Annotated in this window: 15 protein-coding genes; 10 read left to right on the forward strand and 5 right to left on the reverse strand. The window is 73.0% G+C overall.

Annotation, left to right across the window (positions count from 1 at the left end; all coding sequences use genetic code 11):
* Entirely contained in the window at positions 1–678 is a 678-nt protein-coding gene (locus ACIHIX_RS15430) for a response regulator (RefSeq protein ID WP_399955220.1), read from the reverse strand.
* Complete coding sequence (locus tag ACIHIX_RS15435) at positions 675–1,886, reverse strand: sensor histidine kinase (RefSeq protein WP_399955223.1); 1,212 nt, start codon at positions 1,884–1,886, stop codon at positions 675–677. The genes ACIHIX_RS15430 and ACIHIX_RS15435 overlap by 4 nt, the downstream gene beginning before the upstream one ends.
* A gap of 385 nt (positions 1,887–2,271) precedes the next feature.
* Here ACIHIX_RS15435 and ACIHIX_RS15440 point away from each other — a divergent pair, with 385 nt between their 5' ends.
* The 6 genes from ACIHIX_RS15440 (at position 2,272) to ACIHIX_RS15465 (ending at position 6,611) form a co-directional block, all read left to right on the forward strand.
* Positions 2,272–2,448: a hypothetical protein gene (locus ACIHIX_RS15440; protein ID WP_399955226.1), complete on the forward strand. Its 177-nt coding sequence runs from the start codon at positions 2,272–2,274 to the stop codon at positions 2,446–2,448.
* A gap of 77 nt (positions 2,449–2,525) precedes the next feature.
* Positions 2,526–3,179, forward strand: coding sequence for a TetR/AcrR family transcriptional regulator (locus ACIHIX_RS15445; RefSeq protein WP_399955229.1), 654 nt, complete (start codon positions 2,526–2,528; stop codon positions 3,177–3,179).
* A 155-nt stretch (positions 3,180–3,334) separates the two neighbouring features.
* Positions 3,335–4,567, forward strand: coding sequence for a cytochrome P450 (locus ACIHIX_RS15450; protein ID WP_399955232.1), 1,233 nt, complete (start codon positions 3,335–3,337; stop codon positions 4,565–4,567).
* A gap of 53 nt (positions 4,568–4,620) precedes the next feature.
* Positions 4,621–4,815, forward strand: a complete 195-nt coding sequence (locus tag ACIHIX_RS15455; RefSeq protein WP_399955234.1) for a ferredoxin — start codon at positions 4,621–4,623, stop codon at positions 4,813–4,815.
* A 14-nt stretch (positions 4,816–4,829) separates the two neighbouring features.
* Positions 4,830–6,017 carry an NAD(P)/FAD-dependent oxidoreductase gene (locus tag ACIHIX_RS15460; RefSeq protein WP_399955626.1) on the forward strand — a complete coding sequence of 396 codons (1,188 nt, stop codon included), beginning with the start codon at positions 4,830–4,832 and terminating at the stop codon, positions 6,015–6,017.
* A gap of 78 nt (positions 6,018–6,095) precedes the next feature.
* Complete coding sequence (locus ACIHIX_RS15465; RefSeq protein WP_399955237.1) at positions 6,096–6,611, forward strand: MarR family winged helix-turn-helix transcriptional regulator; 516 nt, start codon at positions 6,096–6,098, stop codon at positions 6,609–6,611.
* Here the strand turns inward: ACIHIX_RS15465 and ACIHIX_RS15470 are convergent.
* Positions 6,569–7,738, reverse strand: coding sequence for an MFS transporter (locus tag ACIHIX_RS15470; RefSeq protein ID WP_399955240.1), 1,170 nt, complete (start codon positions 7,736–7,738; stop codon positions 6,569–6,571). The two genes, ACIHIX_RS15465 and ACIHIX_RS15470, sit on opposite strands and share 43 nt — an antisense overlap.
* A gap of 54 nt (positions 7,739–7,792) precedes the next feature.
* On the opposite strand from ACIHIX_RS15470, the gene ACIHIX_RS15475 reads away from it, so the two are divergent.
* From ACIHIX_RS15475 to ACIHIX_RS15490, 4 genes are all read left to right on the forward strand, one after another.
* Positions 7,793–8,542 (forward strand): AraC family transcriptional regulator, encoded by a 750-nt coding sequence (locus ACIHIX_RS15475; protein ID WP_399955243.1) that lies wholly within the window; start codon positions 7,793–7,795, stop codon positions 8,540–8,542.
* A 73-nt stretch (positions 8,543–8,615) separates the two neighbouring features.
* Entirely contained in the window at positions 8,616–8,996 is a 381-nt protein-coding gene (locus ACIHIX_RS15480) for a MauE/DoxX family redox-associated membrane protein (protein ID WP_399955246.1), read from the forward strand.
* Positions 8,993–9,460, forward strand: coding sequence for a peroxiredoxin (locus tag ACIHIX_RS15485; RefSeq protein WP_399955249.1), 468 nt, complete (start codon positions 8,993–8,995; stop codon positions 9,458–9,460). Before ACIHIX_RS15480 ends, ACIHIX_RS15485 begins: the two co-directional genes overlap by 4 nt.
* Before the next feature lie 64 nt (positions 9,461–9,524).
* Positions 9,525–11,864 (forward strand): SpoIIE family protein phosphatase, encoded by a 2,340-nt coding sequence (locus ACIHIX_RS15490; protein WP_399955252.1) that lies wholly within the window; start codon positions 9,525–9,527, stop codon positions 11,862–11,864.
* A gap of 27 nt (positions 11,865–11,891) precedes the next feature.
* Here the strand turns inward: ACIHIX_RS15490 and ACIHIX_RS15495 are convergent, their stop codons facing one another.
* Both ACIHIX_RS15495 and ACIHIX_RS15500 read right to left on the reverse strand, forming a co-directional pair.
* A complete protein-coding gene (locus ACIHIX_RS15495; protein WP_399955256.1) occupies positions 11,892–12,326 on the reverse strand; it encodes a cupin domain-containing protein in 435 nt (144 codons plus the stop codon).
* A gap of 115 nt (positions 12,327–12,441) precedes the next feature.
* Entirely contained in the window at positions 12,442–13,272 is an 831-nt protein-coding gene (locus ACIHIX_RS15500; RefSeq protein WP_399955259.1) for an aldo/keto reductase, read from the reverse strand.
* Positions 13,273–13,278 lie beyond the last annotated feature (6 nt).

Below are 13,278 nucleotides of genomic sequence, written 5' to 3' on the forward strand. Positions count from 1 at the left end.
TCAGCCGCGCGGCGAGGCCTGCACCAGCCCCGACTGGTAGGCGATGACGACGAGCTGCGCGCGGTCCCGGGCGCCCAGTTTCGTCATGGCCCGGTGCACATGCGTGCGTACGGTCAGCGGGCTGACGACCAGCTTCCCGGCGATCTCCTCGTTGGAGCACCCCTCGGCCACCCATGCCATCACCTCGCGCTCCCGGGCGGTCAGCGCCGCCAGGTCCTCCGGCACCGCCGGCCGGACGCCCTTCGCCGGAGCGGCCAGGAACCGGGTGATCACGGTACGGGTGGCGAGCGGGGAGAGCAGCGAATCGCCCGCCGCCACGGTCCGCACGCCCGCCAGCAGCGCGTCCGCGGTGACGTCCTTGCCGAGAAAGCCGCTCGCCCCGGCCCGCAGCGCCTCCGCGACGTACTCGTCGATCTCGAACGTGGTGAGGATCAGTACCCGGGTGTCCGCGAGGTCCGGGTCGGCGCAGATGGCGGAGGTGGCGGCGAGGCCGTCGGTGCCCGGCATCCGGATGTCCATCAGGACCAGGTCGGGACGGTGGGTGCGGGCCAGGGCGACGGCCTCCTCGCCGTCGGCGGCCTCGGCCACCACCTTCATGTCGTCGCAGGAGTCGATCAGGATCCGGAAGGTGGCCCGCAGCAGGGCCTGGTCGTCGGCGAGCAGTACACGGATGGTCATGGGTTCCGATCTTCCGGTTCCGGTGCGGTGGGTGCGGTGGGGTAGAGCGGCAGACGGGTGGTCACCTCGAAGCCGCCCTCGACGCGGTGACCTGCGTCGAGAGCGCCGCCGACGGACCTGGCCCGCTCCCGCATGCCGATCAGGCCGAAGCCCTGACCCGCGGAGGTGGGGACGGCCGCGGTGCCGTCGTCGGTGACGGTGAGCGTCAGATGGTCGACGGCGTAGCGCAGACGCACCCGGGCCGCCCCGGCCGCGGCGTGTTTGGTGACGTTCGTCAGCGCCTCCTGCACGATCCGGTACGCCGTCAGGTCCACGCCGGGCGACAGCGGTCGCGGCACCCCCTCGACGGCGACCTCGACGGACAGCCCGGCCGTCTCGAACGAGTCGGTCAGGTCGGCGAGTTGACCGAGGCCCGGACTCGGCGCGAGCGGCAGGTCGGGGTCGTCCGTCTGGCGCAGCAGGCCCACGGTCGCCTTCATCTCGCGCAGCGCCGAGGAGGTCGTCCCGGAGAGTTCGCTGAGGATCCGGCGCATCTGCTCGGGGTGGGTGTGCGCCAGATGGGCGGCCGTGCCGGCCTGGGCGTTGGCCAGGGCCAGATGGTGGGCGACGACGTCGTGCAGCTCTCGGGCGATGCGCATGCGCTCCTCGGCGACGCGGTGCCGGGCCTCCTTCTCCCGGCTCTGCTCGGCGTACTCGGCGCGGGCCTGAACGGCCTCGACGTAGGCGTCCCGGAGCCGGACCGCGGTGCCGACGGCGACCGGCAGCAGCAGCCAGGCGGCGGGGCCGATCGTCTTCAGCGGCCACGGATGGCCGACCGGATCGGCGAGGAACGCCGTGACGGCCAGCAGGGTGAGCGCGCCGAAGAAGGCGAACCGGGTGGTCCGGCGGTCGGTGCCCAGGGCCAGCCGGTAGAGAGCGATGATGAGCGGGCCCATGATCAGGGGCGTGAGGAGGTGCCCGAGGGCGCCGGCCCCGGCGGTGCACAGGGCGGTGACGGCGACGACCGTCCGTGGACGGCCGCGCTGCCAGAACAGGGAGCCGCAGGCGAGGGCGGCCAGGGCGAGGGTGGGCCCGACCGCGTCCGGCGGGTTCTCGTGCGGGAAGTGGATCTCGCTGCCGAGCAGGAAGCACGCGAACAGCAGCGCGGCCGTCATCGTGTCGACGGTGCGGGTGTGCTCGTCCGCGTAACGCTGCCAGGGGATGCTCATCGCGCTCTCCGCTCGGGGTCCTCAGGACATGGTCGGCGATGCCCGCCGGTAACGACGGGTGAGGGCCGCCCGTGTCGGGCGACCCTCTCGGGGGCCGGCGGTGCCGGGCGCCCCTCTTCGGGCGGAGAAGAGCCGGACGCGCGGTCGCCCGCGCTCCAGTCTTCCGGCCGGAGCCGCGCACGTCGTCGTCCGCCTGCCGACCATCCCGCTACTGAGTACGCAGTACGCGCCCCCGTGCCGGTCGTTCCCGGGTAGCACGGGCGGCACGGGGGTGTAGTCCGCTGCACCACCGTCCGGGAGCGCACACCCTCGTCATGGTGATCACGCGCCGGAATCGTGGACGCCACAAGGCCGACACCGTTCACCGTCCCGGAAGGACACCCCGATGAAGCCTCTGCTCTCCTCGCGTCCCGTGCTCTGGTTCCTGTTCGTGTTCAACCTCGCCGTCGCCGCGGCGGCCCCCTTCGTCGTGAGCGGTGGGCAGGCCGTCCTGACCGGTGTCGGCATGGGCGTCGTGTCGCTGGGGGCCGGGGTCAGCCTGCTGCGGACGCGGGACCGTTGAGGCGCCCCTGACGTGCGGTTGCGTAGGCTTCCGTCCTCGGGGCGGCAGCATCACGGGACATTGGACGGAAGGCGACGATGGCGGCAGGCAGGGCGGTACGGGCGGAGCAGGTCAGCGCGACCCGGGAGCTGATCCTGACGGCGGCCGAGCGGCTGTTCGCCGAGCGCGGTGTCTACGCCGTGTCCAACCGTCAGGTCAGCGAGGCCGCCGGACAGGGCAACAACGCCGCCGTCGGCTACCACTTCGGCACCAAGGCCGACCTGGTCCGCGCCATCATCCGCAAACACGCGGCCCGGATCGAGGAGATCCGGGTCCGGCTGCTGGCCGGCATCGGCGACTCCACGGACGTACGGGACTGGGTGGACTGTCTGGTGCGTCCGGTCCCCGAACACCTGGCGGCCCTCGGCAGCCCCACCTGGTACGCGAGGTTCTGCGCCCAGATCGTGACCGACCCGGCCCTGCACGAGATCATGGTCGAGGAGTCCCTCTCCTCGCCGTCCCTGCGGCAGATCGTCGAGGGGCTGCGGCGCTGTCTGCCCGAACTGCCGGTCGAAGTCCGCGCCGAACGCGGAGAGATGGCCCGCCATCTCATCCTGCACGTCTCCGCCGAGCGCGAGCGTGCCCTGGCCGACAACAGCCCCACACCGCGCGCCAGTTGGCAGGAGGCCGCCTCCGGTCTGGCCGACGCGATCATCGGGCTGTGGCTGGCTCCCGTGACCCCGGAACGCTGAGCGAACACTTCTCGGTATGTGAGCCGGGTCACGTCAGGAAGCCGTCAGGCATCTGACCGGAAGGCGTCAGCCGCCTCTGTTTGCCTGTGCATCGAGGCCTCGACCCCTTCCCCCCGGCGCTCCGCTCGCGGAGCCCCCCACCACCGAGGAGAACCATGGCCGACATCCTGGCCGTCCCCGTGTCCCAGGAGCCGGACACCACCCCCGAGTTCCCGATGCCCCGCGCGGCCCGCTGCCCCTTCGACCCGCCGCCCGCCCTCAAGGAGTTGCAGCGGGAAGCGCCCCTGACGCGGGTGCGGTTGTGGGACGGCAGCGAGCCATGGCTCGTGACCCGCTACGCCGAACAGCGCGCCGTCCTCGCCGACGCCCGGGTCAGCGCGGACCCCGACCGGCCCGGCTACCCCACCAAGGCCTCGCCCGACGCGGGCGAGGGCAAGCTCAGCTTCATCATGATGGACGACCCCGAACACGCCCGGCTGCGCCGGATGGTGACGGCCCCGTTCGCCATCAAGAAGGTCGAGGCGCTGCGCCCGGCCGTGCAGCGGATCGTCGACGGACTGATCGACGACATGCTGGCTCGGTCGGGACCCGTGGACCTGGTGGAGGCGTTCGCCCTGCCCCTTCCCTCCCTGGTCATCTGCGAACTGCTCGGCGTGCCCTACGACGACCACGCGTTCTTCCAGGACAGCACCAAGACCATGGTCCGTACGACCGCCACCCCGGCGGAACGGGGCGCGGCGAGCCGAGAGGTGGCCGGCTATCTCACCGAGCTCCTCGGGAAGCGGATCGCGGACCCCCGGGACGACCTGCTGTCGAGCATCGCGGGCCGTGTCACCGCCGGGGAGATCGACCACCGGCAGGCCACCGAGATGGCCCTGCTCCTGCTCATCGCGGGCCACGAGACGACGGCGAACATGATCGCCCTCGGTACCCTCGCCCTCCTCGAACACCCCGACCAGCTCGCCCTGTTGCGCGAGACCGACGACCCGAAGCTCGTCGCCTCGGCCGTCGAGGAACTGCTGCGCTATCTCCACATCACCCACCTGGGCCGGCGCCGCGCGGTCACCGAGGACATCGAGATCGGCGGCCAGGTCGTCCGGGCCGGCGAGGGCGTCATCATGGCCAACGAGATCGCCAACCGCGACCCCGAGGTCTTCCCCGACCCCGACCGCCTCGACCTCACCCGCGACGCCCGCCGCCACGTCGCCTTCGGCTTCGGCGTCCACCAGTGCCTCGGCCAGCCGCTGGCCCGCATGGAACTCCAGGTCGTCTACGGCACCCTCTACCGCCGTATCCCCACGCTGAAGCTCGCCTGCTCCCTGGAGGACGTGCGCTTCAAGGACGACGCGTTCATCTACGGCGTGCACGAACTGCCTGTCGCCTGGTGACGGTCGACCGTCCCGCGAGCAACGACGAAGCACATGTGAGGAAGAGGAAAGATATGAAGGTGGAACTGGAAGCCGACAAGTGCGTCGCCTCGGGGCAGTGCGTCCTCGCCGCGACGGACGTCTTCGACCAGGACGACGACGGCATCGCGATCCTCCTGGAGGACAGGCCCGCGCCCGAACTCCTCGACGACGTCGAGGAAGCGATCGCGGTCTGCCCGGCCGCCGCGATCCGACTGGTCGAGCGGTGAGCCGACCCGGCCCGCTGAACCGGATCGTGGTCGTGGGCGCCTCGGCCGCCGGACTCGCCGCCGCCGAGACGCTCCGCCGCGAGGGCCACGGGGGCCCGCTCACCCTCGTGGGCGACGAACCGCTCGCCCCGTACGACCGCCCGCCCCTGTCCAAGCAGATCCTGTCCGGGCAATGGCGGCCGGACCGGCTGCCCCTGCGCACGCCCGCCGATCTCACCGCCCTCGACCTCGACCTGCGCCTCGGCGTCGCCGCGACCGGCCTCCAACTCGCCGAGCGCACGGTCCGGTTGGCCGACGGGACGGCGCTGCCGTACGACGGACTGATCCTCGCCACCGGAGTCCGGCCGCGCCGGCTCCCGGGCGAGGGCGCGCATGTGCTGCGCACCCTGGACGACGCGCTGACCCTGCGGGACAGCCTCGGCCGGGGGCGCCGGCTGGTCGTCGTCGGTGCCGGGTTCCTCGGGGCGGAGGCCGCCGCGACGGCCCGGCGCCTCGGGGCCGAGGTGACCCTCCTCGAACCCGCCCCGGTGCCGCTGGCCCATGCCGTCGGTGCCGAGGTCGGGCGGATGCTGGCCCGGGTGCACCGGGACGAGGGTGTGGACCTGCGGTGCGGGGCCGCCGTCACCGAGGTGACCGAGGACGGGGTGCTCCTCGCGAGCGGTGAAGTCGTCGAGGCGGACGAGGTGTTGGTGGCGATCGGCTCGGTGCCCAACACCGCGTGGCTCGACGGCAGCGGCCTGGCCGTCGGTGACGGCGTGGTCTGCGACGCGTACGGCGAGGCGGCCCGGAACGTGTACGCGGCGGGTGATGTGGCCCGCTGGTACAACCCGCTGTTCGCGGCGTCGATGAGGATCGAGCACCGGACCAACGCGGCCGAGATGGGCATGACCGTGGCCCGCAACCTCCTCGCCCCCGAGGCGCGCAGGCCGTTCGCGCCGGTGCCGTACTTCTGGTCCGACCAGTACGACATGAAGGTGCAGGCGTACGGATTCCTGCGCGGCCATGACGAAGTCGCCGTGGTGGAGGGGGCGTTGGCCGAGCGGCGGTTCGTCGCCGTGTACCGCACGGGTGAGCGGGTGAGCGGGGCGCTGGCCGTGGGCATGCCGCCGAAGGCGATCCGGGGGTGGCGGCAGGCCGTCGCGACCGGGGCGGGGTGGTACGAGAGCGTGAGCCCCGGCGACCGTTCCGTCGTACGTCCGTAGTCGTCCCTGAGGAGGAGAGCGGGTACACGCACGCAGTATTTTACTTGAGTTACGCAACAAGATGGTAAAGTGGCTTCCATGGCCACACCACCGCTGCCCGAGATCCCCGTCGGCCCCGTGTCCCCGCAGGTGACCGAGATCGAGCGGGCGCTGAACCGCATCACGTACCTGAGCACCCGCGCCCGGCAGCACGAGCGGCTCATGGCCCTGGCCGGGGTGCCGCTGGACCGGGCCGCCGTGGCGCTGCTGCGGCAGGTCGCCGACTCCGAGCCGCTGCGCCCGGGGGAGCTGGCCAACCGGCTGGGTGTGGAGGCCTCGCACGTGACGCGCACGGTGCAGCAGCTCCAGAAGTCCGGCTACGTCACCCGGGTCCCCGACCCCGACGACCGGCGCGCCCAGCGCATCGAGCTCACCGACGCCGGCCGGCAGGCCGTCGACCGGGTCCGGGACGCGGGCGCGCGCGGCATGATGCTCGCGCTGTCGCAGTGGTCGCCGGAGGAGCTGGGCCAGCTCGCCACGCTGTTCCACCGCATGGTCGACGACTTCCTGGCCTACGCCGTCGACGAGGAGACGGAGCCGGCCGGCACGACCTGAACCCTCGGGTCCGGCTCCCGCAGTCCGCACAGCAGGAGCCGGCCCACGAGGGGCAGCGCGATGAGCGGGGCGAGCGCGAGCTGGAGGGACGTCGCGTCGGCGAGCGCGCCCACCGCCGGGGCGGCGAGCCCGCCCACGCTCACGGTCAGCCCGAGCGTGACCCCGCTCGCGGTACCGACGCGCCGCGGCAGATAGTCCTGGCCGAGCGTGACGTGCAGCGAGAACGGCACGTACAACCCGGCCGACGCGAGCCCGAGGAACAGATAGACGCCCGGCCCGGGCACCAGCACCACCCCCGCGACGGCCGGCACCGCGAGGACGTACGACCGCCGCACCACCGTCAGCCGCCCGTACCGCTCCGCCAGCCGTCCCCCGAGCACCGTGCCGAAGGCCCCGCCCGCGTAGAGCACGCACAGCGCGGCCGTGCCCGCCGCGTCCCCGCCCCCGGTGCGCTGACGGACGTAGAGCGAGACGAAGGCGCTCAGCCCGACGAAGACCACCGACCGGCAGACGATCGCCCCCGACAGCCGCAGGAACGACGGCCAGTCGTCGCCATCGGAACCGACAGGGCCACCGGCCGTTCCCGCGCGGTCGCCCGCATCGCGCACCGCCACCGCGCACAGGACCGCGCCCACCAGGGCGGGCGCGAGCAGCAGCGGAGTGGCGTGCAGACCGCCCGTGGCGACCACCGCCATCACCAGCAGCGGCGCCGCCGCGAAGCCGACGTTGCCGCCCAGCGCGAACCAGCCCATCGCCGTGTGACTGCCCCGCGCGGCGGCACGGGCCGCACGCGCGGCCTCCGGATGGTAGGCGGCCACCCCGACGCCCGACACGGCCACTGCGGCCAGCGTCAGCCCGTACGAGTCGGTGACCCCGCTCAGCGCCACCCCGGCCCCGCTTGTCAGCGTGCTCAGCGGCAGCAGCCACGGCAGCGCCCACCGGTCGGTGAGCGCCCCGAACAGCGGCTGCACCACCGACGACAGCAAGGACGCGGCGAGGACGACGCCCGAGGCGGCGGCGTAGCCGTAGGCGCGCTCGGCGACGCAGTACGGCACCAGGGCGGCGACGGCACCCTGGTAGACGTCGACGCAGGCGTGCCCCAGCGAGAGATGGCGTATCGCGGTCATGAGTCGATCGTCCCGACCCCGGGCCATGGCGCGCTTTCGATAAACTGCCTACTTGTGCCGGACATCCGCCACACCCCCCAGGCGCCGACCCGGGCGCAGAGCCTCCTCGCCGGCGAACGCATCGACGCCCACCGGCACGACGACCACCAGATCGTCTACGCGGGGTCTGGAGTCCTGGCGGTCACCACCGACGCCGGTACGTGGTTCGCGCCCGGCAACCGGGCCATCTGGGTCCCCGCGGGCACCGTCCACGCACACCGCGCCCACGGGCAGCTCCACCTCCACCTGGTCGGCCTGCCCGCCGACGACAACCCGCTCGGCCTGGACGCCCCCACGGTCCTCGCCGTCGGCCCGCTGCTGCGCGAGCTGATCGTCGCCTACACCCGCGACCCCGACGACCACGGCCCCGAACGCCGGCGTCTGCTCGCCGTCCTGCGCGACCAGCTCCGCGCCTCACCCCAGCAGCCCCTGCGCCTGCCGACCGCCACCGACCCGCGCCTGACCGCCGTCTGCGCGATCCTCCACGCCGCCCCGGCCGACCCGCGCACCCTCGCCGCCCTCGGCGCCGCCACCGGCGCGAGCGAACGCACCCTCAGCCGGCTCTTCCGCACCGAGTTCGGCATGACCTTCCCTCAGTGGCGCACCCAGTGCCGCCTCTACCACGCCCTGCGCATGCTGGCCGACGACCAGCCCGTCACGACCGTCGCCCACCGCTGCGGCTGGTCCTCCACCAGCGCCTTCATCGACGTCTTCCGCCGTTCCTTCGGCCACACGCCAGGGACCCACAACCGGCTTTCCCGGTAGGGGAAGAGGCCGCGGTACGACCTGCTTGTACCGTCCAGTAATATCGCGCGGCAGGCCCCCCGAAGGAGGAACCGTGCCGCGGTCCCCACGCTCACCCCTGCTGCTCGCCGGCCTGCTGGCCACAGCGGGCGTCGCCCACTTCGCCAACCCCCGCCAGTTCGACGCCCTCGTCCCGAGCGCCCTTCCCGGCACGCCGCGGACCTGGACGTACGCCAGCGGCGCCGTGGAGCTGGCCCTGGCCGCCGGGGTGGCGCTGCCGCGGACCCGGCGCGCGGCCGCGCTGGCCACGGCCGCGTTCTTCGTCGGAGTGTTCCCCGCCAACGTCAAGATGGCCGTCGACTGGCGCGACCGGCCCGCTCCGCAGAAGGCCGCCGCCCTGGGACGGCTGCCGCTGCAACTCCCCCTCGTGCTGTGGGCACGCAACGTCGCGAACAACGGAAAGGACCCGGCATGAGCAAGGCGATAGCGGTCGGTGACACGATCGAGGACTTCGAGCTGCCGGACGAGACCGGCACGCCCCGCACCCTGACCTCGCTGCTGGCCGACGGGCCGATCGTGCTGTTCTTCTACCCGGCCGCGCTGACCGCCGGCTGCACCGCCGAGGCCTGCCACTTCCGTGACCTCGCCGCCGAGTTCGCCGCGGCCGGCGCCCGGCCCGTCGGAATCAGCGGGGACTCCGTGGAACGCCAGCAGGAGTTCGCGGGCGCCCACTCGCTCGGCATGCCGCTGCTGTCCGACCAGGACGGGGCGATCCGGGAGCGGTTCGGCGTGGCCCGGGGCTTCTCGCTGGCGCCCACCAAGCGGGTGACCTTCGTCATCGCCGAGGACCGTACCGTCCTGGAGGTCGTCCGCAGTGAGCTGCGGATGAACACCCACGCCGACAAGGCGCTCGCCGCCCTGCGGGCCCGGCGGAAGTGACGCCCGGGCCCGGGAGGCCGTACCGCGGTTGATGCGGTGCGGCAAAGGGACCATCCTGGACGATATGGAGCATGCCTCCGCCGCGGCGATCATCGACGCCCACGGCACGGTGACGGGGTGGAGCGACGGTGCCCGACGACTGACCGGCCTCCCGGCCGAGGAGGTCGTGGGGCGGGCGGTGCGTGAGCTGCTCGCCGAGGACCCGCCGCCCGAGACCGTCGCCGCCCGGGTCGGCACCGTCGTCCTGCGGCACCGCGACGGCACGCCTGTCACCCTGCCGGTGCGGGCCTGCGAGGTCCTCGGTCCGGACGGGGCGCCCGGCGGATTCGTGATCACCGCCGAGCAGCCCGGCGGAGCCGAGCCCACCCTGGCCGGACAGGCCTTCCAGCAGGCATCCATGTCCATGTCGGTCTTCGACCCCGGCCAGCGCTATCTGCGGCTCAACGAGGTCGCCTGCCAGGTGATGGGCGTCCCCGAGGAGGCCCTGCTCGGCCGCTACTTCCCCGAGACCGTGGAGGAGGCCGAGCACAGCCGGGGCTTCAACTGGCACCTGCGGCACGTCGTCGAGACCGGCCGGCCCATCCACTACGAGAGCTACACCCGCGCCCCCTCCGGCAGCCGCTTCCACGCCTGGAACATCGAGATGTGGCCGGTGCGCAACGCCCTCGACGAGCTCGTCGGCGTCGCCCTCGCGGCGTTCGACAGCACCGAGCAGCACTGGGCCCGGCAGCGCCTCGCCCTGCTCAACGAGGCCGCGGACGCCATCGGCACCACCCTGGACGTGGTCCGCACCGCCGAGGAACTCGTCTCGCTCGTGATCCCGCGGTTCGCCGACTTCACCAGCGTCGACCTCCTCGAATGGGTGCTCGGCCCCGACGAACCCCCGAGCGTGCTGCCCCAGGACCTCGTCCTGCGCCGGGTCGCCCACGGCTCGGTGACCGAGGGCACCCCCGAGGCCGCCGTGCACCTGGGCTTCACGGACGTCTACCCGCCGTACTCGCCGCCCGCGCGGGCCATGCGGGAGGGCCGGGCCGTACTCAGCCGCGCCGGGGAGCCCTCCTTCGACCGCTGGGTGCGGGAACGCAACGCCCGCGCCCCGAAGGGCAAGCCCTACCGGGAAGGCGCCCACTCACTGATCGCGGTGCCGCTCCGGGCCCGGGGCACCACCCTCGGCGTCGCCGTCGCCATCCGTATCGGCCACTCCGACCCCTACGTCCCGGACGACGCCGCCCTCGCCGAGGAACTCGCCAGCCGGGCCGCCGTCTGCGTCGACAACTCCCGCCGCTTCGCCCGCGAACGCAGCACGGCGCTCGCCCTCCAGCACAGCCTGCTGCCCCGGGGCCTGCCGGGGCAGGCCGCCGTCGAGGTCGCCCACCGCTATCTGCCGTCCGGCTCCCTCGCCGGCATCGGCGGCGACTGGTTCGACGTCATCCCACTGTCCGGCAGCCGCGTCGCCCTCGTGGTCGGTGACGTGGTCGGCCACGGCATCTCCTCCTCGGCGACCATGGGACGGCTGTGCACCGCCGTCCGCACCCTCGCCGACGTCGACCTGCCGCCCGACGAACTCCTCACCCACCTCGACGACCTGGTCACCCACCTGGCCGCCTACGACGGCGACGACGAGGTGGCGGAACTGGGCGCCACCTGCCTCTACGCCGTCTACGACCCGGTCTCGCGGCGCCTCAACTTCGCCGCCGCAGGTCATCCGCCGCCCGCCCTCGTGCTGCCCGACGGCACCTCGCAATGCGTCCCCATGACCGCGGGACCCCCGCTCGGCGTCGGTGGCCTGCCCTTCGAGGCCACCGAGGTGGAGCTCCCCGAGGGCGCGATCGTCGCCCTCTACACCGACGGCCTCGTGGAGGACCGCGACCGCGACATCGACCACGCGACAAGCGAACTGTGCCGGGCCCTGACCGCGCCCGCCAGCTCCCTCGACGCCCTGTGCGACACCGTCCTCAAGGCGGTGCTGCCCGAGGAGCCCAGCGACGACGTGGCCCTCCTGCTGGCCCGCACCCGGGCGCTCGGCGCGGACCGCGTCGCCACCTGGGACATCCCGCCCGATCCGGCGCACGTGGCCCAGGCCCGGCAGGCCGCCACCGAGCAGCTGACCGCGTGGGGACTGGACGAGGCCGCGTTCGTCACCGAACTCGTCGTCAGTGAACTGGTCACCAACGCCATCCGGTACGGCGAACCCCCCGTCCAGCTCCGGCTGATCCGCGACCGGACCCTCATCTGCGAGGTCTCCGACGGCAGCTCCACCTCACCGCATCTGCGGCGCGCCCACGCCTACGACGAGGGCGGCCGCGGACTGCTCCTCGTCGCCCAGCTCACCCAGCGCTGGGGCAGCCGGCAGACCGGCTCCGGCAAGACGATCTGGGCCGAACAGTCACTGACCCCGGACTGACGGCCCGGGTCCGCTGCGCGAGGTCCGCTATGCGAAGGGGCAGCCGGGGTTGGGCGCGTCCTCGGAGAACGGCGAGCCGTGCGGCAGCACGTACAGCACGTCCAGGACGAGCGGGGTGTCCCCGAGGTTGCGCCCGATGTGCACATGGTCCGGACCGGCCGGCTCCTGGATGAAGTCACCCTTGGCGTACACGCCGTCCGACGCGCAGTCGGAGTCGAAGTGGCTCAGCGTGCCCTGCCGCACGACGGCGTGGAGCGGGCCGTCGTGGTAGTGCCAGCCGGTGGCCTGGCCGGGCGGAACGGTGATCTCACGGACGACGTAGTCCGTGTCGCCCACGGTCTTCTGGCTGATCAGCTTCGCGGTGACCCCGGGACCCGGCGGTGTCGCCCGGGCGGTGCCACCGGTGAGGACGGTGGCCACGGCCACCGCCCCGGCGATGCCGACGCGGAGTGAAGTGCGCATACGGGCCCTCCAGAGTCTCGAACGAACGATCGGCGAGGTACCGCAGCGACCATAGAGGCAGGGACCGGGAGCCGGGGGCGCCTTCAACAAAGCCTCACTTGTAGTACCGGCCCGCTCAGAACTCCTCGTGCGTCTGCGGGTCCCCGCCCATCCGCCGGTGGCCCCGGTCCGCGATCGCCGCCAGCTGGCCGGGGCTCAGCTCGAAGCCGAAGACGTCGAGGTTCGCGCGCTGCCGCTCGGGGTCGGCCGACTTGGGGATCGGCACCGCGCCGAGCTGGGTGTGCCAGCGCAACACCACCTGGCCGGGAGTCACCCCGTGCGCCTCGGCGACGCTGATCACCACGGGGTCGTCCAGCAGGCCGGAGCCACGGCCCAGCGGGCTCCAGCTCTCGGTGAGGACGCCCTTCGCGGCATGGAAGGCGCGCAGCTCCTCCTGCGGGAAGTGCGGATGCAGCTCGACCTGGTTCACGGACGGAAGGACGCCCGTCTCCTTCTCCAGCCGCTCGATGTGCTCGCGCGTGAAGTTGGAGACCCCGATCGACCGTACGAGACCGTCCTCCCGCAGCTTGATCATGGCCCGCCAGGAGTCCACGTACTTGTCGACGCGGGGCAGCGGCCAGTGGATGAGATACAGGTCCACGTAGTCCAGGCCGAGACGGCGGCGGGACTCCTCGAAGGAGGCCAGGGTCTCCTCGTAGCCGTGGTGGCGGCCCGGGAGCTTCGTGGTCACCACGACCTCCTCGCGGGGCACGCCGGCCCGGGCGACACCGAGACCGACACCGGCCTCGTTGCGGTAGTTCGTCGCCGTGTCGACCAGGCGGTAGCCGAGGCCCAGGGCCGCGGTCACCGCGCGTTCCGCCTCCGCGTCGCCCAGGGGCCAGGTGCCCAGGCCGATCGCAGGGAAGCGTGTGCCGTCGTTGAGCGTGTGTTCCGGGATGTTGATCACTGCCGG

It is taken from the genome of Streptomyces sp. NPDC051913 (genome assembly GCF_044593635.1).
GTDB lineage: Bacteria > Actinomycetota > Actinomycetes > Streptomycetales > Streptomycetaceae > Streptomyces.

What these genes read in the sequence shown, in the direction of transcription:
- ACIHIX_RS15430 (WP_399955220.1), bottom strand. Translation starts at nt 678, where the DNA reads ATGACCATCCGTGTACTGCTCGCCGACGACCAGGCCCTGCTGCGGGCC.
- ACIHIX_RS15435 (WP_399955223.1), bottom strand. Translation starts at nt 1,886, where the DNA reads ATGAGCATCCCCTGGCAGCGTTACGCGGACGAGCACACCCGCACCGTC.
- ACIHIX_RS15440 (WP_399955226.1), top strand. Translation starts at nt 2,272, where the DNA reads ATGAAGCCTCTGCTCTCCTCGCGTCCCGTGCTCTGGTTCCTGTTCGTG.
- ACIHIX_RS15445 (WP_399955229.1), top strand. Translation starts at nt 2,526, where the DNA reads ATGGCGGCAGGCAGGGCGGTACGGGCGGAGCAGGTCAGCGCGACCCGG.
- ACIHIX_RS15450 (WP_399955232.1), top strand. Translation starts at nt 3,335, where the DNA reads ATGGCCGACATCCTGGCCGTCCCCGTGTCCCAGGAGCCGGACACCACC.
- ACIHIX_RS15455 (WP_399955234.1), top strand. Translation starts at nt 4,621, where the DNA reads ATGAAGGTGGAACTGGAAGCCGACAAGTGCGTCGCCTCGGGGCAGTGC.
- ACIHIX_RS15465 (WP_399955237.1), top strand. Translation starts at nt 6,096, where the DNA reads ATGGCCACACCACCGCTGCCCGAGATCCCCGTCGGCCCCGTGTCCCCG.
- ACIHIX_RS15470 (WP_399955240.1), bottom strand. Translation starts at nt 7,738, where the DNA reads ATGACCGCGATACGCCATCTCTCGCTGGGGCACGCCTGCGTCGACGTC.
- ACIHIX_RS15485 (WP_399955249.1), top strand. Translation starts at nt 8,993, where the DNA reads ATGAGCAAGGCGATAGCGGTCGGTGACACGATCGAGGACTTCGAGCTG.
- ACIHIX_RS15490 (WP_399955252.1), top strand. Translation starts at nt 9,525, where the DNA reads ATGGAGCATGCCTCCGCCGCGGCGATCATCGACGCCCACGGCACGGTG.
- ACIHIX_RS15495 (WP_399955256.1), bottom strand. Translation starts at nt 12,326, where the DNA reads ATGCGCACTTCACTCCGCGTCGGCATCGCCGGGGCGGTGGCCGTGGCC.